Source organism: Mycolicibacterium bacteremicum (assembly GCF_002086115.1).
GTDB classification, from domain to species: domain Bacteria; phylum Actinomycetota; class Actinomycetes; order Mycobacteriales; family Mycobacteriaceae; genus Mycobacterium; species Mycobacterium bacteremicum.
Genome location: NZ_MVHJ01000050.1, coordinates 1 through 19,568 on the forward strand (window position 1 = coordinate 1; position 19,568 = coordinate 19,568).

Genomic DNA, 19,568 nt, shown 5'->3' on the forward strand with positions numbered 1-19,568 from the left:
CCAACGGCACCTGGACCTACACCCCCACAACCAATTACCACGGCACCGACACCTTCACCTACACCGTCACCGACGGCACCGCCACCTCCACCCCCATCACCGTCACCCTCACCATCGCCGCCGTCAACGACGCGCCCACCGGCACCGACTCCACCATCGACGCCGACGAGGATTCGACCACCATCGGCGGCACCCTGACCGCCACCGACATCGACAGTGCGGGTGGATCACTGTCCTATGCGCTGAAGAATCCGGCCGCCCACGGGACCGTCACCATCAACGCCGACGGCACCTGGACCTACACCCCCGCAACCAATTACCACGGCACCGACACCTTCACCTACACCGTCACCGACGGCGCGCTGGTGTCCACCCCGGTCACCGTCACCGTGCACCTCGCCCCGGTCAACGATGCACCCACCGGCGCCGATTCGACGGTCGCGGGCATCGAGGATTCGACCCGGATCGGTGGGCAGCTGACCGGCTCCGACGTCGACAACGCCGCCGGCGACCTGTCCTACACGCTGGACACCGATGCGGTGCACGGAACGGTCGCCGTCAACCCGGACGGCACCTGGACCTACACACCGGCCACCGACTACACCGGAACCGATTCCTTCACCTACACCATCGACGACGGGCAATCGATCTCGGCGCCCGTCACCGTGACCCTGATTCTCCCCGGGGTCAACGACCGACCCGTCGGCACAGCCGGACTCACCCGGACCGGCAACGAGGACACCGTCATCACCGGCACGGTCACCGGCACCGACACCGATACCCCGGCGGGCAACCTCACCTACGCGCTGTCCGCGCAGGCGGGCCACGGCACCGTCATCGTCAACAGCGACGGCACCTGGACCTACACTCCCGCACCCGATTACCACGGCACCGACACCTTCACCTTCACCGTCTACGACCAGAAGCTGTACTCGGCACCGGTCGCGGTGACCATCCACGTCACCGCGGTCAACGACGCGCCCACCGGCACCGACACCGCGGTCAGCATCGTCGAGGACGGCGGCACCACCGGCGGGACCCTGGTGGGCACCGACGTCGACTCGACCGCACTGAGCTACGCGCTGAGCGGCGCGGCCGGTCGCGGCACCGCGGCCGTCGGCGCCGACGGCACCTGGACCTACACCCCGGCAACGAATTACAGCGGCACGGACTCGTTCACCTACACGATCACCGACGGCACCGGCTCGTCGGCACCGATCACCGTGACGGTGACCGTCACGCCGGCCAACGACGCACCCACCGGCACCGACACCGCGGTCACCGCCGACGAGGATTCGACCACCATTGGGGGCACCCTGGTCGGCGTCGACATCGACGGCGATGTCCTCACCTACCTGGTGGGCACCCCCGCCGCACACGGCACCGTGACCCTGAACAGCAACGGCACCTGGACCTACACCCCCACCGCCGATTTCAACGGCACCGATTCGTTCACCTACACCGTCTCCGACGGCGCTCTCACATCCAACCCCGTCACCGTCACCGTCACCATCGCACCGGTCAACGACGCACCCACGGCCGACGATTCAGAAGCGAGCGGCTCCGAGGGCACCCCCTTCGGCGGTACGCTGGTCGCGGCCGACATCGACAGCGACACCGGCGATCTGCGATACAAACTGGGTGAGCAGGCCGCCAACGGCACCGTCACCGTCAACGCCGACGGCACCTGGACCTACACTCCCGACCCCGGTTTCCACGGCGACGACTTCTTCACCTACACCGTCGACGACGGATCCGCCGACTCGGCACCGGTCACGGTGGTGCTGCATGTCGCGGCGGTCAACGGTGCGCCGGTCGGGCAGGCCGGAAGCGCCACCGGCGACGAGGACACCGTCATCAGCGGCACGCTGACCGGCACCGACCCCGACGGCGACACCACGCTGACCTACAGCCTCAACACCCAGGCCACCCACGGCACCGTCACCGTCAACAGCGACGGCACCTGGACCTACACCCCGGCCACCAACTACCACGGCCCAGACACCTTCACCTACACCGTGTTCGACGGCGCCCTGCGCTCCGACCCGGCCACCGTCATCATCGCGGTCATCGCCGTCAACGATGTCCCCACCGGCTCCGACACCGGTATCGATGTCACCGAAGATGTCACGGCCGGAGGCACTTTCACCGGTGCCGACGTGGACACCGGTGCATCACTGTCGTACACGCTGCAGAACCAGGCTGTCCATGGAACGGTCACCGTCAACAGCGACGGCACCTGGACCTACACCCCGGCCACCAACTACCACGGCATCGACACCTTCACCTACACCATCACCGACGGTCAGGCGATCTCCACGCCCGTCACCGTCACCGTCACCGTGACCGCCGTCAACGACGCACCCACCGGCACCACCGGGCTCAGCGGTTCCGGCAGTGAAGACACCACCCTCACGGGAACCCTGACAGGCGCCGACATCGACGGTGACTCCGTCACCTTCGGACTCGGCACCCAGGCCGGCCACGGCACCGTCACCGTCAACCCCGAGGGCACCTGGACCTACACGCCAACTGCCAACTACCACGGGACCGACACCTTCACCTACACGGTCACCGACGGCACCCTCACCTCCACCCCGGTCACCGTCACCCTCACCGTCGCCGCTGTCAACGACGCACCCGTGGGCACCGACTCCGCCGTTGCCGCCGACGAGGATTCGACCACCATCGGCGGCACCCTGGCCGGCACCGACTTCGACAGCGCGGGTGGATCACTGTCCTACACGTTGACGAATCAGGCCGGCCACGGCACGGCTGCCATCAACGCCGACGGCACCTGGACCTACACCCCGGCCGCCAACTACCACGGCTCCGACACCTTCACCTACACGATCGACGACGGCAGCCTGACCTCGGCGCCGGTCACCGTGACGATCACCATCGCCGCGGTCAACGACGCACCCACCGGCACCACCGGACTCACCGGATCCGGTAACGAAGACACCACCCTCACCGGAACACTCACCGGCACCGACATCGACGGTGACACAACCACATACGCACTGTCGGCCCAGGCCGGCCACGGCACCGTCACCGTCAACCCCGACGGCACCTGGACCTACACCCCGACCGCCAACTACCACGGCACCGACACCTTCACCTACACCGTCACCGATGGCACCCTCACCTCCACCCCGGTCACCGTGACCCTCACCGTCACCGCGGTCAACGACGCACCCACCGGCACCACCGGACTCACCGGATCCGGCACCGAGGACACCACCCTCACCGGAACACTCACCGGCACCGACATCGACGGCGACACAACCACATACGCACTGTCGGCCCAGGCCGGCCACGGCACCGTCACCATCAACCCCGACGGCACCTGGACCTACACCCCCACCGCCAACTACCACGGCACCGACACCTTCACCTACACCGTCACCGATGGCACCCTCACCTCCACCCCGGTCACCGTCACCCTCACCGTCACGGCCGTCAACGACCTGCCGACCGGCACCGACTCGGTCGTCGACGCCGACGAGGACGCGACCACCATCGGTGGCACGCTGACCGGAAGCGATATCGAGGCGACCGATCCGAGCCGGCTCAGCTACGTCCTGGACACCGATGTCGCCCACGGCACCGTCGAAGTCAACGAGGACGGCACCTGGACCTACACGCCGAACGCCGACTACACCGGCACCGACAGCTTCACCTACATCGTTGTGGACGCCGACGGCGCATTCTCCGAACCCGTCACCGTCACCATCAACCTCAACCCGGTCAACGACGCCCCGGTCGGCACCGCCGGCCTGACGGGAACCGGCACCGAGGACAACCTCATCGCCGGGACACTCACCGGCACCGATACCGATGGCGACGCACTGGATTACGCTCTCGGCGCGCAGGCCACCCACGGCACCGTCACCGTCAACAGCAACGGCACCTGGACCTACACCCCGGCCGCCAACTTCAGCGGCACCGACACCTTCACCTACACCGTCACCGACGGCACCGCCACCTCCGCCCCGGTCACCGTCACCCTCACGGTCACGGCGGTCAACGATGCACCCAGCGGCACCGCCGGGCTCACCGGGTCCGGGGCCGAGGACAACGCCATCACCGGCACCCTCACCGGCACCGATGTCGACGGCGATACGCTCACCTACGCGCTGTCGGGCCAGGCCACCCACGGCACCGTCACCGTCGACAGTAACGGCACCTGGACCTACACCCCGGCCACCAACTACCACGGCACCGACACGTTCACCTACACCGTCAGCGACGGCCGCGGCGAGGTGTCCACACCGGTGACCGTGAACCTCACCATTGCCGCGGTCAATGATGCGCCCGTCGCACAGGGCGACAGCTTCAGCACGGCCGAGGACACCGCGCTGAACACCGGCAACCTGCTCAGCAACGACACGGACGTCGATGGCAACACCGTTGTGGTGCTGAGCAATACGCAGCCGACCCACGGATCGGTCACGGTCAACAGTGACGGCTCGTTCAGCTACGTGCCCGATCCCGACTACAACGGCACCGACGGGTTCAGCTACACCATCTCCGACCAGAACGGGTTGACCAGCACCGCCAGCGTCACCATCGCCGTCACGGCGGTCAACGACCGGCCCGTCGGCATTGCCGATTCGTTCACCACCGACGAGGACACTCCCTACACCGGCACCGTCCTCGGAAACGACACCGACGCAGACGGCAACTCCCTGACCGCGATCGTCGTCGTCGGCCCGCAACATGGTTCGCTGCAATGGAATTCCAACGGCACGTTCACCTACACGCCCTACCTCAACTACAACGGCACCGACACCTTCACCTACCAGGCATCCGACGGGCCGCTGACGAGCACGGCAACCCTGGTCACCATGACGGTGACCGCGGTCAACGACGTCCCGACCGCGGGCGGTTCCGTCACCGGCGGCTCGGGCGCCGAGGACTCCACGATCGCCGGCACGGTCTCGTTCGGCGACACCGACACCGCCGATGCCACGGCACCGGATTCGACCACCCTGTCGGTGACCACGCAGGCCCAGCACGGCTCGGTGACCCTGAACCAGAACGGCAGCTACACCTACACGCCCACCGGCAATTACGCCGGTACCGACACCTTCACCTACACCGTCACCGATTCCCACGGCGCCACCGCCACCGCCACCGTGAACCTCACCGTCACCCCGGTCAACGACGCACCCGCAGCGGCCGGTGACTCGTTCGGCACCGTCCAGCAATCGGCGGTGAAATCGAACCCGACACAGATCATCGGCAACGTCCTGACCAACGACACCGATGTCGACGCCGGCGACACCCGCACGGTCACCGGCTACACCCAGCCGGTCGCTTCCAACGGCAGCACCGGCACCATCGGGACGGTCGCCGTCGCGGCGAACGGCAATGTCATCTACACTCCGCCGGCCAACGGTTACCACAACTACGACGGGGTTGTGACCTTCGGCTACACCATCACCGACAGCTCCGGGGCGACCAGCACGGCGACGGCGAGCTTCAGCCTCAACGATGACATCGCCCCGACCGCGGTGGACGTCCAGACCGTCAACACCGGTTCCACCGGGCTGCTGAACGCCGGCGACTCCATCACCTATACGTTCAGCGAGCCGATCGACCCGAGCACCCTCATCGCCGGCTGGGACGGCAGCGGATCCCGCATGGTGACGGTGCGGGTCAACGACGGTGCCGTGGTGTCGCTGCTGGGGCTTGAGGTCCTCGGCACCAATGACAGTCTGCAGATCTACGACAGCAGCAACAGCACGCAACTGGCCTCGCTGGGCACTGCCAGCCTGGGCACCGGCAGCTACGCGCTCACCACCCTCGGGCTCGGCGGTCTGCTCGGCACGTACTACCACTTCGACGGATCCACCATGACGATGTCAGGCGACCGCACCTCGGTCACCATCACCCTGGGCACCTACACCAGCGACTCGGTCGCCGGGCTCGGGGCGCCCGTTCGCACCACCAACCTCGCCAACAACACCCTGCAGTGGTTCTCCTCCACCGCGGCCAAGGACATCGCGGGTACCGGCGGATCGGGCAACACGGTGACCGAGACCGGCACTGCCGACCGGGACTTCTAGGCCCGGTCGAATCGAAATGAGGAGTGCGACAGTGGATAACCGACGATCCGTTTCCCCGGCCGCGCGGCACCGCCGCACCCGCGGAGCCGGTGTCGTGCAGGCGACCTATCCGACGTTCCGATTGCAGCCCGCCCCACCGGCCGGCTTCGGGTTGCCGATCGGGCGGGTCGGCGCGTTGGCGGTGGCGCTGGGCGTGGGATTGGCCGTCGGGACCAGTTTGGGCGCCGGGACGGCCCACGCCGACGACACATCGGCCAACACCGGATCGACGAAGACGGCGTCGAGCGCGGCGGAATCGCCCGACGAGGCAGACGATTCCGACCGAGCCGGTGACACCGGGTCGGCCACCGGGTCGGCTCCGGGTGACGATGAAGAACCCGACGACGAAACTGACACCGACACCACCGAGTCGGTGGACATCTCGGCCCCCGCCCCGGACGACACGGACACCGACACCGATAATTCCGGGCCGAGCGAGCCCGCCATTGCCGAACCGGCCCCCACCGAGCAGGACGATCGGGACGACGCCGATCCCACGCCGCGCACCGATTCCCTCGGCCACACGACCACGCTCATCTCCGCCGGACCGCGGCACGCCGCCGAAACCCATTCAGCAGGAACAGTTTCGGCACCGATCGAACCGGTCAAGGTGACCTCCGCGGAGCCGGACACCACGGCCCCGGCACCGGCACCACGGCTCACCGCACCGGATCCGGCAGTGACCACCGCCGCCTGCACGGCCTGTTCCGGCGCGGTCACCGCACATGCAACGCTGACGACGCCGGTCGAGGTGTCGGTGACGCCCGTCGTCACGGTGCACTCGGTGCTGAGCATCGCCCAGAAACTGCTCGCGGCGTTCCTCAACCCACCCGGTGGGACCGCCGAACCCGGCCTGCTCTGGGTCGCGTTGGCCTGGGCACGTCGCGAGATCGAACACACCTTCTTCAACCGGGCACCCCGTGTCGAGAATCAGGAGATCACGCTGGCGCTCGGGCCCGGCGACACGAGCCTGCCCATCGATCTCGGCGCCACCGACCACGAGGGGGACACCCTCACCTACCGGGTTCCCGTCAGCGGTGACTGCGCCCCTGACCACGGCACCGTATCGGTCGACCAGGCGACCGGCACACTCGTCTACACCCCCACCGACCCCGACTTCGCCGGCACCGACATCTTCACCGTCACCGTGTCCGACGGCATGCGCGGATTCCACCTGCACGGCCCGCTCGGCTGGTTGTTCAAGCGACACCACGGCCACACCGACACCGCCGTCATCACCATCCATCTGAACCCGGACGGCACGCCCACCACGACCATCACGCCGGTCGTCACCGATGACACCCTGACCACCGCCGAGGACACCCGCGGCGGCGGCAACGTGCTGACCAACGACTACGCCCGAGGCGACGACGGCAGCACCGCACCGGGCACCACGGCGCTGGTCGCCTCGCTCGCGGTCGGCCCCGCCCACGGGCAGGTGATCCTGTACGGGGACGGCACCTACACCTACATCCCGGACGCCGACTATCACGGCACCGATTCCTTCACCTACACCGCCACCAGCACCGGTGCCGGCGGTGGCGCGTCGGCCACCGCCACCGTGACCGTCATCGTCACCCCGGTCTACGACCCGCCCGCCGGTGATCCCGCCACCGCGTCGGGCGATGAGGACCACGACATCACCGGCCGGCTCACCGGTACCGGTGACGATCTCACCTTCACCGTGGACAGTTCTCCGGCGCACGGATCGGTCAGCGTCGACCCGTCGGGCAGTTGGACCTACACCCCGGACCCGGACTTCCACGGTGTCGACTCGTTCACCTTCACCGTGGACGACGGCCGTTCCATCTCCGACGCGGTCACCGTCACGGTCACCGTCGATCCGGTGAACGACGGCCCGGTCGCGCACGCCGGCAGCGCGGTCGCGACCGAGGACGGCGGACCGATCACGGGTTCCTTTGACTTCGACGACGCCGATCTCGGAGGCAGCACGCCCGATCAGCTCACGGTGTCGGTCACCGCACCCGCCGGCGGCACGGTGTCGGTGCTCCCGGACGGAACGGGCTACACCTACACAGCGATACCGGACTTCCACGGCATCGACACGTTCACCTACACCGTCACCGACAGCGCGGGGGCGCAGTCGAGCGCCACCATCACCATCGTCGTCACGGCGGTCAACGATCGTCCGATTGCGACGTCCGGTCTGGCCGGGACCGTTGCCGAGGACGCGGTCGACGGTGCCGGAGGCACGTTGTCCGGCACCGATGTCGACGACGATCCGCTGACCTACACCCTGAGCGTGCAGGCCGAACACGGGTTCGTCACCGTCGACGGTGCCACCGGGGCCTGGACGTACACGCCCGACCCCGACTTCCATGGCATCGACACGTTCGGCTTCACCGTGGACGACGGCACGTTGATCTCCGCACCGGTCGAGGTGACCGTGACCGTCGCCGCCGTCAACGATCCGCCGGTCGTCGGCGATACCCTGTCGGTGAGCACCGCCGAGGACAATCCGCTGACCATCCCGAGAGCGGCCCTGCCGGTCGGTGACGCCGACGGCGACGCGCTGACGATCACACTCGTCGGCACGCCCGGCCACGGCACGGTGACCGTCGATGCGAACGGCGCCTTCGTCTATCGCCCGGACGCCGACTTCCACGGCGTCGACAGTTTCACCTACACCGTGTCCGACGGTCACGGCGGAACGGCCACCGCCGGCGTCAGCGTCGTGGTGAGCTCGGTCCCCGACGCTCCGGTGGCCAACCCGGACACCGTGACCGCCGGCACCGGTTCGACGCTCATCGACACGACCGATCTGCTGGCGAACGACACCGACGGGGACGCCGACGACCTGATCGTCATCATCGTCGACCACCCCACCAACGGCAGCCTGCTCGACAACGGCGACGGAACCTTCACCTACGTCCCCGACGACGGGCACAGCGGTCCGGATACCTTCACCTACCTGGCATCCGATGGCAGTCTGGTGTCACCGACCACGGTGGTCACCATCATGGTCGGCACACTCGTGTAGCAGTTCCCGGACAGCACGATCGCCGCTGCCGTTCCTCTCAGGAATGGCAGCGGCGATCATCGCGTGCGGGGTCTGGGCCTCAGGCAGCCTGCGGGACAGTCTTTTCGGTGTCGGCCGGCGTGCGGTTCGGCAGCGCCAGCCGGCAGATCTTCTTCACCACCGAGAAGAACTGCTTGTGGATCGGCCCGCTGTTGTAGGGCAGCCCGTATCGCCGGCAGATCTCCTTGACCTCGCCGGAGATCTCGGCGTATCGGTGCGCCGGGATGTCGGGGAACAGGTGGTGCTCGATCTGGAAGGACAGGTTGCCGCTGAAGATGTGGAACCACTTGCCGCCGCTCAGGTTCGCCGACCCCAGCAGCTGCCGGTAGTACCACTGACCGCGGGTCTCGCTCTTGGTCTCCTCGACGGTGAACTCGTGGGTGCCCTCGGGGAAGTGCCCGCAGAAGATGATGGTGTAGGACCACACGTTGCGCATCAGGTTCGCGGTCATGTTGCCCGCGAACACAAATGGCGCGAACGGGCCGGCCAGCAGCGGGAAGGCCACATAGTCCTTGATGGTCTGCCGCTTGACCTTCGCCCACATCTCGGTGAGCATCTCCTTCTTGTCACGCAGCTTGATCTCACCGGAACGGATGCGCTCGGTCTCCAGTTCGTGCAGCGCGACGCCGTACTGGAACAGCACCATCAGCAGAAACGCGTACACCGGGTTACCCAGGTAGTACGGGTGCCACTTCTGGTCCTCGCTCATCCGCAGGATGCCGTAGCCGATGTCGCGGTCCAGGTCGACGATGTTGGTGTAGGTGTGGTGCATGTAGTTGTGCGAGTGCCGCCACTGGTTGGACGGGCAGGCCGAGTCCCACTCGAAGTTCTGGCCGCGCAACGCCGGATCGCCCATCCAGTCGTACTGACCGTGCATGACGTTGTGGCCGATCTCCATGTTGTCCAGGATCTTCGACAGGCCCAGCATCACCGTACCCACCGGCCAGGCCGGCGGCAGGAACAACAGCACGCGGCCACCGACTTCCAGCCCGCGCTGCCATTTGATGATCTGGCGGATGTAGGTGGCGTCACGCTCGCCGAGATCGGCCAGCTGACGTTCGCGGATCGCGTCGAGCTCGGCGCCGAAGGCCTCGAACTGTTCCGGGGTGAGCGTGTACTTGGCCGAGCTGCGGGGCGCGGCAGGGGTGGTGGCCGGGGTGGAGCTACGGGGCAATTCGAGCGTGGTCATCAGTTGCCTTTCGTTGCTGTGGATTTCGGGATGCGGCTAGAGATCGATGGCGACATCGCCCACCGGGGCGCTGACGCAGATGCGAATGTCCTCGCAGTCGTCGGTGGACACCGTGCCGTTGAGCAGATTGCGCACCGCGCCACGGGTTTTGGGTCGCGTGCAGCTGAAGCAGATGCCCATGCGGCAACCGGATTCCGGGTTGAGCCCGGCCGCCTCGGCCTGCTCCAGCAGGGTCTGGCCGCTGTCGGTCACCTCGACGCCGCTGGCGGTGAAGCTCACCGTGCCGCCGGTTGCCTCGGCGGGCACCGCGAACACCGGCGGGACGAAACTCTCCGACCGGGCGTCGGGCCGGACCTCGCGGACGGCGTCCACCAGCGCAGGCGGGCCGCACACGTAGATCGCCTCGGGGTCTGCCATGGCGGCCGACAGGTGGTGCGGCGCGAAGTGCCCGTCAAGATCGGCACCGGTGTCGGTGCGGGTGTAGCCGTGCAGCACCCGCACGCCCGGCATGCGGTCCAATTCGTCGCGGTAGCAGGCCTCCTCGGCCGAGCGCGCGTAATGGATGAACGCGACCTCGCCGGTGTACCCCTCCGCCGTGAGCGTGCGCAGCATGGACAGCACCGGGGTGATGCCGCTACCACCGGAGACGAACAGGATGCGCCGCGGGCGCTGGGCCGGCATGAAGAAATCGCCGCCGACGGAATCGAGACCGACGGTCATCCCCGGCTCGGCGTTCTCGTAGAGATAGGTCGAGACCAGGCCGCCGTCGTGCAGACCGACGGTCAGCTCGAGCAGGCGACTGCCCTCGGCGCTGGCCGGCGAGTACGGCCGGGTGCGGCGACGGCCGTCGATCTCGACCGACAGGTTGATGTGCTGCCCCGCCGAGAAACCCGGGAAGGCGGCGTTGGGCTCCAGCGTCAGGGTCACGCTGCGGGTCGTCTGGCGGCGGACGGCCACCACTTTTGCGCGGGCGTTGCCCTTGATCCACACCGGATCGACGATCTCGGTGTACCGGTCCACGCCGTGCGGTCCGGTCAACAGATCCAGCAGCGGGGAACGGAGCACCCGGTCCCGCAGTCTGTGCGTCAACGTTTCGGTGAACATATGTACACCATGAGACAGTACCGCCGGTCTCGTCAACCAGTTTGCCCAGGTTGTGATAGCCATTACAGGGTGAACAGATGTACTCCCGAATCACAAACGTTTGGCGATATTTCCGCCGGGTACCAGTCCGGATGCGCGGTTGTAGGCTCGATGGTTGTGGATAGCGACGTACCCAGGTCCCGGTCGGGCCGCTCCAGCCGCCCCAGCCGGAGCCACTCGAACCGGGACACCCTCTCCCGCGAGGAACGCAAGGCGGTCACCCGGCGTGCCATCGTCGCTGCCGCCCTGCAGCTGCTCGAGCAGGGCAGCTTCACCGGCCTGAGCCTGCGCGAGGTGGCCCGGGAGGCGGGTATCGCACCGGCCGCGTTCTACCGGCACTTCGAATCGATGGAGGCACTGGGGCTGGTCCTCATCGACGAGTCCTTCCGCTCCCTGCGCGACATGCTGCGCGGCGCCCGCGCCGGCAAGCTCGACCCGAACCACGTCATCGACTCCTCCGCCGAGATCCTGATCGCGAGCATCAGCGAACGCCGCGAGCACTGGCGTTTCATCACCCGCGAGCGGGCCAGCGGCGTCACCGTCCTGCGTTATGCCATCCGTACCGAGATCCGGTTGATCACCTCCGAACTCGCCATCGACCTGGCCCGGTTTCCCGGCCTGCAGGAATGGAGCAGCGAGGATCTCAACATCCTGGCCAACCTGTTCGTCAACGCCATGATCTCGGTGGCCGAACTCGCCGAGGATGCCGCCGATGAGGCCGCCCTCGACGCCATCAAACAGACCGCGATCAAACAGATGTCGATGATCACCATCGGAGTGCGCGGCTGGAAGAGCAACACCGCCTAATGTCGGCTCATGCCGACCCTTGAGCTGACCCGTCCGCGCCCCGAGATCGCCGTCATCACCCTGAACCGGCCGGAAAAACTGAACGCCCTGTCCCCCGAACTCGTCGAGGAGTTGCACCGCACCCTGGACGCGATCGCCGAGGACGTCGACTGCCGGGTGGTGGTGCTGACCGGCGCCGGACGCGGATTCTGTGCCGGACTCGACCTCACCGACACCAGCGTGCCGCCGGTGTCCCAAGGCCTGGAGAATCCGCGGGCGGGCATGCGCTGGCAGGAACGCATCGCCGGCCTGACGGTCAAGGTGCACCGGTTACGCCAGCCGGTGATCGCCGCGGTCAACGGCGCCGCCTACGGTGGCGGATTCGCGCTGGCGATGGCCGTCGACATCCGGGTCGCCGCCGAGACCGCGCAATTCTGCACCCAGTTCATCAAGCTGGGCATCGGCGGCTGCGATATCGGGGTCAGCTACACCCTGCCGCGCATCATCGGCGCGGGACCCGCATTCGACCTGATCCTCACCGCCCGCACCGTCGACGCGCCCGAGGCGCTGCGGCTGGGCATGGTGTCGCGGATCTCGCGGGATCCGCTGGCCGACGCGCTGCAGATCGCCGAAACCCTCTGCGGCTATGGCAAGTTCGGGCTGGAATCCACCAAACAGGTGCTGTGGGCCAACCTGGACGCGGGGTGCCTGGAGACCGCGCTGCAGGTCGAGAACCGCAGTCAGATCCTGGCCGGCACCAGCGGTGAGATGCGGGCCTTCGCCGCAGCCTTCGCCTCGCGCAAGCGCAGTTAGCGCGGGGTCCCGCCGCCGTCGACGATGACGACCTGCCCGGTGATGTAACTGCCGGCGGGCGAACACAACAGCAACGCCGCACCGACCATCTCGTCGGGCGAGGCCAACCGGCGCATCAGCGTCCCGTCGGTCATCGCGTCGATGGCCTCCTGCGGATTGTTGCGCATCATGTCGGTGTCCACCGGTCCCGGCGCGATCGCGTTGACCCGGATCCCGGACGACACCAGCTCGGCGGCCATCGACCGCGTCATCGACATCAGCGCCGCCTTGCCCGAGGCGTAGATCGACAACGACGGCGCGAAATTGAACGCCCCCACCGACACCATGTTGAGCACCGCGGCGGCCGGGCTCTCCCGCAGGTACGGCAGCGCATGCTGGACCAGGAAAACCGGTCCCTGCAGGTTCACCGCATAGGACTTCTCCCACGCCTGCGGCGTCATCTGCCCGATCGGCTGGGCAAGGGCGTTCGCTGCGTTGTTGACCACCACGTCGACACCGCCGAACTCGGCGACCGTGGCCGCCACCAGCGCCCCCAGGTCGTCGACGTCACCCATGTGCGTCGGCACCCCGATGGCCTGGCCGCCCAGGCCGCGCAGATGCTCGGCCGCCGCGGCGCAGGCGTCGGCCTTGCGGCTGGCCACCACCACCCGGGCGCCGGCCAGCACGAAACCCTCGGCGAGCGCCAACCCGATACCGCGGGTGCCGCCGGTCACAATCACCGTGCGATCCGACAGGTCGAACAATTGGTCAAACGCAGTGCGATCCACGCCGGTAGTAGATCAGATCGCCGTGCTGACGTGCGCAGAACCGCCGTCGGCCGGTCCTCGGGACGCCGCCGTCCGTCCGCCACGACCCCTTTAACTAGGTCCACCTAAGCTGTGAACATCTGTTTCGACGACTAACCTCGTACGGAATCGGGCATCCACCGGCCGAAGGTGGGCCCGCGACCCTGGAGGTGTAATGCAGATCGCTGGGCGCGGCGTCGGCAAAATTGCCGGTTCAGTGCTGCACCGCCGGAATTACATCGCCGCCCGCAACATGCTGCGGGTGTACGAGCATCCGGTCCAGATCTTCCGGCAGTACCTCACCGGGTCGGGCACCTATCCCACCACCATCCGGCTGCGCACCCCGATGGGCTGGGTGGCGCTGCGGCTGTATTCGTCGCACGACCTGCTGACCGTCAACGAGATCTTCTGCCGGACCGACTACCACGCCGATGCCCAGGACCGTGTGATCGTCGACTTCGGCTCCAACATCGGCATCTCGGCGGCGTATTTCCTGTCCCGCAGCCCCGACGCACACACCTATCTGTTCGAGCCGTTGCCCCGCAACGTGACCCGCCTGCAGGAGAACCTGCGTCCCTTCGAGGATCGCTACACCCTGCAGCAGGTGGCCGTCGGCGCCAGTGCCGGCGAGGTCGAGTTCGGCTTCGAGGAGACCGGGCGCTACGGCGGCGTCAACGCCGAGTTCGGCAACTCGCTGACCGTCACGTGCGTCGAGGCGCAGCAGGTCCTGCGCGACGTGATCGACAAGCACGGCCAGGTCGACGTGCTGAAGATCGACATCGAGGGACTCGAAGCCGCCGTCATCGACAACATCCCGGTCGAGCTGGCGAAGAAGATCAAGAAGCTGTTCGTCGAGTACTCATTCGAGCAGAACCCGCTGGCCGGGACCCACACCATGCACTACTACGGGTCCATCACCCAGTTCATCCGGCACTGACGAGCTCACGCGCGCTGACGAATTCGCGCCGCGCACCGCTGAGCGGGTCGTCGAACTCCAGGCGCTGCGCCAGCAACTGCAGGGGGCGGGAGAAGTCCCCCGCCGCCACGTCCACGATTTCCGGGTACAGCGGGTCGTCGACGATCGGGATCCCGATCGAGGCCAGGTGCACCCGCAGCTGATGCGTGCGCCCGGTACGCGGGCGAAGCCGGTACAACCCGTCGCCGAGGCTTTCCACATGTGTCTCGGCATTCGGCTCGCCGGGCTCCTCGAACGCCTGTAACCGTCCGCGCACCTTGGTGATCCGGCTGCGCAGCACGGTCGGCAGGTCCACCGTGGGAGCTCCACGGGCCCGCGCCAGATAGGTCTTGGCGACCCGCCCGTCGGCGAACATGGTCTGATACGCACCCCGCACCTCGCGGCGCACGGTGAACACCAGCACCCCGGCGGTCAGCCGGTCCAACCGGTGCGCCGGGCTCAACTCGTCCACGCCGAGTTCCCGGCGCAACCGCACCAGCGCGGTCTGCACGACGTGGCCACCGCGCGGCATGGTGGCCAAAAAGTGCGGCTTGTCCACCACGACGAGGTCGTCGTCGCGGTGCAGGATCGGCATGTCGAACGGCACCGTCACCTCGTCCGGCAGCTCGCGGTACAGGTAGACGTAGTCGCCGGCCGGCAGCACCGACTGTTCATCGAAGGGCACGCCATCGACCGAGAACACCTCACCGGCAGCGACTTTGGCACCCGCACCCCAGCGGCGCTCGAACTCGTCGACCAACCGGCCGCCGTGCACCCGCACCCGCGACGGTCCGATCCCGGTGAACCCCTGCGGGGCGGTCAATTCAGCGGCACCGGTTCCAGGATCTCGGCCCGCGCCTCCGGCGCCGCGGCCCGCAGCGCGTCGGCGGACTCGTCATCGGGCTGGGTCTGCGAGCGCACCTCCGCCTCGACGCGAGCCAGATACGTCGACACCTCGCGATCGACATCCGCATCGGTCCAACCGAGGACCGGGGCAACAGTTTCGGCGACCTCGCGGGCGCAGTCCACACCGCGGTGCGGGTACTCGATCGAGATCCGCATCCGGCGGGCCAGGATGTCCTCCAGGTGCAGCGCCCCCTCGGCCGCGGCGGCGTACACCGCCTCCACCTTCAGGTACACCGGGGCCGCCGTGATCGGTTCCAGCAGTTCGGGTTTCCCGTCCGCCATCGTCAGCACCTCGCTGATCAGCGAACCGTAGCGGTCCAACAGGTGGCGGACCCGGTAGGGGTGCAGACCGTAGTGCGCGCCGACATGCTCGGTCTGGTTCACCAGCGCGAAGTACCCGTCGGCGCCGACCAGCGGCACCTTCTCGGTGATCGACGGCGCCACCCGGGTGGGCACGAATTCAGCTGCGGCATCGATGGCGTCGGCGCCCATCACCCGGTAGGTGGTGTACTTGCCGCCGGCGATGGCCACCAGGCCGGGCGAGGGAACGGCCACGGCGTGCTCGCGGGACAGCTTGGAGGTGGACTCGCTCTCGCCGGCCAGCAGCGGACGCAGACCGGCGTACACGCCGTCGATGTCGTCGTGGGTCAGCGGAGTGGCCAGCACCGCGTTGACGTGGCCCAGGATGTAGTCGATATCGGCCTTGGTGGCCGCCGGATGGGCCAGGTCCAGATTCCAGTCGGTGTCGGTGGTGCCGATGATCCAGTGCGTGCCCCACGGGATGACGAACAGCACCGATTTCTCGGTGCGCAGGATGATCGCCACCTCGCTGACGACGCGGTCGCGCGGGACCACGATGTGCACGCCCTTGGATGCGCGCACCCGGAACCGTCCGCGCTCCTTGGCCAGGGCCTGGATCTCGTCGGTCCACACCCCGGTCGCATTGACCACCACGTGGCCGTGCACCTCGGTGACCGCACCGTTCTCGGAGTCACGCACCCGCACCCCGGTCACCCGGTCACCCTCACGCAGCAGGGCCACCACCTGGGTCGAGGTCCGCACCACCGCGCCGTAATGGGCGGCGGTACGGGCCACTGTCATGGTGTGCCGCGCGTCGTCGACCACGGTGTCGAAATAGCGGATGCCGCCGATCAGCGAACTCCGCTTCAGCCCGGGGGCCAGTCGCAGCGCCCCGCCCTTGAGCAGATGCTTCTGCGCCGGAACGGATTTCGCGCCACCGAGCTGGTCATAGAGGAAGATGCCCGCGGCGATATAGGGGCGTTCCCACAGCCGCTTGGTGAGCGGGAACAGGAACGGCAACGGCTTGACCAGGTGCGGGGCCAGCGTCGTCAGCGAGAGCTCGCGCTCGTGCAGCGCCTCGCGCACCAGTCCGAACTCCAACTGCTCCAGGTAGCGCAGGCCACCGTGGAACATCTTGGAGCTGCGGCTTGATGTGCCCGACGCGTAATCGCGCGCCTCGACCAGCGCCACCTTCAGTCCGCGGGTCGCGGCGTCCAGTGCCGCACCGGCGCCGACCACGCCACCGCCGATGACGACGACGTCGAACTGTTCGCTGCCGAGCCGTTCCCACGCCGTCGCACGCTGGGCGGGACCGAGTTGAGCTTGACCATTGCCAGAGATCGGGTCAGTCACGATTCGAGCCTACGTGGCGCAACCGGCCGGTGTGGCCCGTCGAGGACCAGACCTGTCCTTTGGTCGAGGTCGGTCAGTCCAAGTCGTCGTGCGCCATCAGCCGGCGTGCGGCCTCGACGATCGACCCCGACAGCGACGGGTACACCGACAGCGTCTGCGCCAGGTCGGTGACGGTCAGGTTGTTCTGCACCGCCAGCGCGATCGGCAGGATCAGCTCGGAGGCGATCGGCGCGACCACCACACCGCCGATCACCACGCCGGTGGCGGGTCGGCAGAAGATCTTGACGAAGCCGCGCCGCAGCAGCGACATCTTCGCCCGCGCGTTGGTGGTCAACGGCAGCATCAGCGTGCGAGCGGGCACCGCTCCGCTGTCGATGGAGGTCTGCGGGACACCGACCGCCGCGATCTCCGGGCGGGTGAACACCGCGGCGGCCACGGTGCGCAGCCGGATCGGGTTCACCCCCTCGCCGAGGGCGTGGTACATCGCGATGCGGCCCTGCATGGCGGCCACCGAGGCCAGCGGCAGCAGGCCCGTACAGTCACCGGCGGCATATATGCCCGGCGCGGTGGTCCGCGAGACGCGGTCGACCTTGAGGTAGTTGCCCGGTCCCAATTCGATGCCGACGCGCTCCAACCCCAGCCCGCCGGTGTTGGGCACCGAGCCGACCGTCATCAGTGCGTGGCTGCCCTCGACGCTGCGGCCGTCGGCCATCGACACCTTGATGCCGCGCTCGGTGCGGGTCACCGAGTCGGCGCGGGCATTCTTGACCAGCTCGACACCGCGTTCGGCGAAGGCCTCCTCCAGCACCGCGGCCGCGTCGGAGTCCTCGTGCGGCAGGATCTGGTCGCGGCTGGCCACCACCGTCACCTTGACGCCGAGCTCGGTGTAGGCGCTGCAGAATTCGGCACCGGTCACCCCCGAACCGACGATCACCAGATGCTCGGGCAGCTCGGTCAGGTCGTAGAGCTGACGCCAGTTCAGGATTCGCTCGCCGTCGGGTTTCGCATGCGGCAGCACCCGCGGGGTGGCCCCGGTGGCGATCAGCACGACGTCGGCCTTCAGCGTGCCGGTCTTGCCGTCGGGGGTGGTCACCTTGACCCGGTGATGGGCCATCCCGGGGACGTCGTCGACGAGTTCGCCCCGGCCCGCGACGACGGTGACGCCCTGGCTCAGCAGCTGGGAGCCGATATCCGCCGACTGCGACCGGGCGAGCGTCTTGACCCGGTGGTGGATCTGGCCCAGCGAGATCTTGGCGTCGTCGATGGCGATGTCGAAGCCCAGGCCGTTGGCGCGCCGCAGCTCGGTGCGCACCCCGGTCGAGGCGATGAACGTCTTGGACGGCACGCAGTCGAAGAGCACGCAGGCCCCGCCGACACCGTCACTGTCGACGACGGTGACCTGCACGGCCTCCGGGCCCCGGGCCGCGGCCACCAGGGCCGCTTCGTAGCCGGCCGGTCCGCCGCCGATGATCACGATCCTGGTGGGCACGGTCATAACCTAGTCAATCCGTCGGCACGTCGCCGCTGCGGCCGGGCTTATCTCCCGGGTCGCTTCGCTCCGGCCCACCGTGACATTCCCCGGGTCGCTTCGCTCCTGCCCACCGGACCGCTTAAGGTTGGCCCGTGCCGCTCTACGCCGCTTACGGATCGAACATGCATCCGGAACAGATGCTGCAGCGCGCGCCGCATTCGCCGATGGCCGGTACCGGCTGGTTGCACGGCTGGCGCCTGACCTTCGGCGGCGAGGATTACAGCTGGGAGGGCTCGCTGGCGACCCTCGTCGAGGACCCCGAGTCCAAGGTGTTCGTCGTGCTGTATGACGTGACCGCGGAGGACGAGGCCAACCTGGATCAGTGGGAAGGCTCCGAGCTGGGCTTCCACAAGAAGATCCGCTGCCGGGTGGAACGGCTGTCCTCGGACACCAGCACCGACCCGGCGCTGGCCTGGCTCTACGTCGTCGACGCCTGGGAGGGTGGCCTGCCCTCGGCACGCTATCTCGGCGTGATGGCCGATGCCGCCGAGATCGCCGGTGCCCCGGCCGAGTACGTGCACGACATCCGGACCCGGCCGGCCCGCAACGTCGGACCCTAGGTCACTTCTGCGCGAGTGACCATTGCTCCTATGTCAAGCAGCGGCCTGCGTGTGGGTTTCTTGGCTGGTTCCGCTTTTGGTTTGGTCTGCGTGT

General features: G+C 67.9%; 12 protein-coding genes. 6 read left to right on the forward strand and 6 right to left on the reverse strand.

Annotated elements, in window-relative coordinates; genetic code table 11:
• Together BST17_RS27905 and BST17_RS27910 are read left to right on the forward strand one after the other, a co-directional pair.
• Positions 1-6,074, forward strand: a 6,074-nt coding sequence (locus BST17_RS27905) for an Ig-like domain-containing protein (protein ID WP_133053611.1), incomplete at its 5' end; no start/stop codon positions are given.
• 31 nt (positions 6,075-6,105) lie between these two features.
• Positions 6,106-9,114 (forward strand): Ig-like domain-containing protein, encoded by a 3,009-nt coding sequence (locus BST17_RS27910; RefSeq protein WP_109750342.1) that lies wholly within the window; start codon positions 6,106-6,108, stop codon positions 9,112-9,114.
• A 79-nt stretch (positions 9,115-9,193) separates the two neighbouring features.
• Here the strand turns inward: BST17_RS27910 and BST17_RS27915 are convergent, their stop codons facing one another.
• Positions 9,194-10,342, reverse strand: a complete 1,149-nt coding sequence (locus BST17_RS27915; RefSeq protein WP_083062259.1) for a fatty acid desaturase family protein — start codon at positions 10,340-10,342, stop codon at positions 9,194-9,196.
• Between the two features lie 36 nt (positions 10,343-10,378).
• A complete protein-coding gene (locus tag BST17_RS27920; protein WP_083062260.1) occupies positions 10,379-11,446 on the reverse strand; it encodes a ferredoxin reductase in 1,068 nt (355 codons plus the stop codon).
• A gap of 150 nt (positions 11,447-11,596) precedes the next feature.
• On the opposite strand from BST17_RS27920, the gene BST17_RS27925 reads away from it, so the two are divergent.
• Together BST17_RS27925 and BST17_RS27930 are read left to right on the forward strand one after the other, a co-directional pair.
• A complete protein-coding gene (locus BST17_RS27925; RefSeq protein WP_407937777.1) occupies positions 11,597-12,292 on the forward strand; it encodes a TetR family transcriptional regulator in 696 nt (231 codons plus the stop codon).
• 9 nt (positions 12,293-12,301) lie between these two features.
• Positions 12,302-13,084, forward strand: coding sequence for an enoyl-CoA hydratase/isomerase family protein (locus BST17_RS27930; RefSeq protein ID WP_083062262.1), 783 nt, complete (start codon positions 12,302-12,304; stop codon positions 13,082-13,084).
• Here BST17_RS27930 and BST17_RS27935 read toward each other — a convergent pair.
• Positions 13,081-13,851 carry an SDR family NAD(P)-dependent oxidoreductase gene (locus BST17_RS27935; protein ID WP_083062263.1) on the reverse strand — a complete coding sequence of 257 codons (771 nt, stop codon included), beginning with the start codon at positions 13,849-13,851 and terminating at the stop codon, positions 13,081-13,083. The genes BST17_RS27930 and BST17_RS27935 overlap by 4 nt on opposite strands.
• Before the next feature lie 193 nt (positions 13,852-14,044).
• On the opposite strand from BST17_RS27935, the gene BST17_RS27940 reads away from it, so the two are divergent.
• Positions 14,045-14,806: an FkbM family methyltransferase gene (locus tag BST17_RS27940; protein WP_083062264.1), complete on the forward strand. Its 762-nt coding sequence runs from the start codon at positions 14,045-14,047 to the stop codon at positions 14,804-14,806.
• Here BST17_RS27940 and BST17_RS27945 read toward each other — a convergent pair.
• The 3 genes from BST17_RS27945 to BST17_RS27955 form a co-directional block, all read right to left on the reverse strand.
• Entirely contained in the window at positions 14,793-15,647 is an 855-nt protein-coding gene (locus BST17_RS27945; protein WP_083062265.1) for a pseudouridine synthase, read from the reverse strand. The genes BST17_RS27940 and BST17_RS27945 overlap by 14 nt on opposite strands.
• The gene (locus BST17_RS27950) at positions 15,644-17,383 is read right to left on the reverse strand and encodes a glycerol-3-phosphate dehydrogenase/oxidase (RefSeq protein ID WP_083062266.1); all 1,740 of its coding nucleotides are present in this window, start codon (positions 17,381-17,383) and stop codon (positions 15,644-15,646) included. The genes BST17_RS27945 and BST17_RS27950 overlap by 4 nt, the downstream gene beginning before the upstream one ends.
• A 73-nt stretch (positions 17,384-17,456) precedes the next feature.
• Positions 17,457-18,872: an NAD(P)H-quinone dehydrogenase gene (locus BST17_RS27955; RefSeq protein ID WP_083062268.1), complete on the reverse strand. Its 1,416-nt coding sequence runs from the start codon at positions 18,870-18,872 to the stop codon at positions 17,457-17,459.
• 134 nt (positions 18,873-19,006) lie between these two features.
• Here BST17_RS27955 and BST17_RS27960 point away from each other — a divergent pair, with 134 nt between their 5' ends.
• Positions 19,007-19,474 (forward strand): gamma-glutamylcyclotransferase family protein, encoded by a 468-nt coding sequence (locus BST17_RS27960; RefSeq protein ID WP_083062267.1) that lies wholly within the window; start codon positions 19,007-19,009, stop codon positions 19,472-19,474.
• Positions 19,475-19,568 lie beyond the last annotated feature (94 nt).

Bases quoted from the DNA above. Each gene is read 5' to 3' on its own strand.
- BST17_RS27915 (WP_083062259.1), bottom strand. From the start codon at position 10,342: ATGACCACGCTCGAATTGCCCCGTAGCTCCACCCCGGCCACCACCCCT.
- BST17_RS27920 (WP_083062260.1), bottom strand. From the start codon at position 11,446: ATGTTCACCGAAACGTTGACGCACAGACTGCGGGACCGGGTGCTCCGT.
- BST17_RS27925 (WP_407937777.1), top strand. From the start codon at position 11,597: ATGGTTGTGGATAGCGACGTACCCAGGTCCCGGTCGGGCCGCTCCAGC.
- BST17_RS27930 (WP_083062262.1), top strand. From the start codon at position 12,302: ATGCCGACCCTTGAGCTGACCCGTCCGCGCCCCGAGATCGCCGTCATC.
- BST17_RS27940 (WP_083062264.1), top strand. From the start codon at position 14,045: ATGCAGATCGCTGGGCGCGGCGTCGGCAAAATTGCCGGTTCAGTGCTG.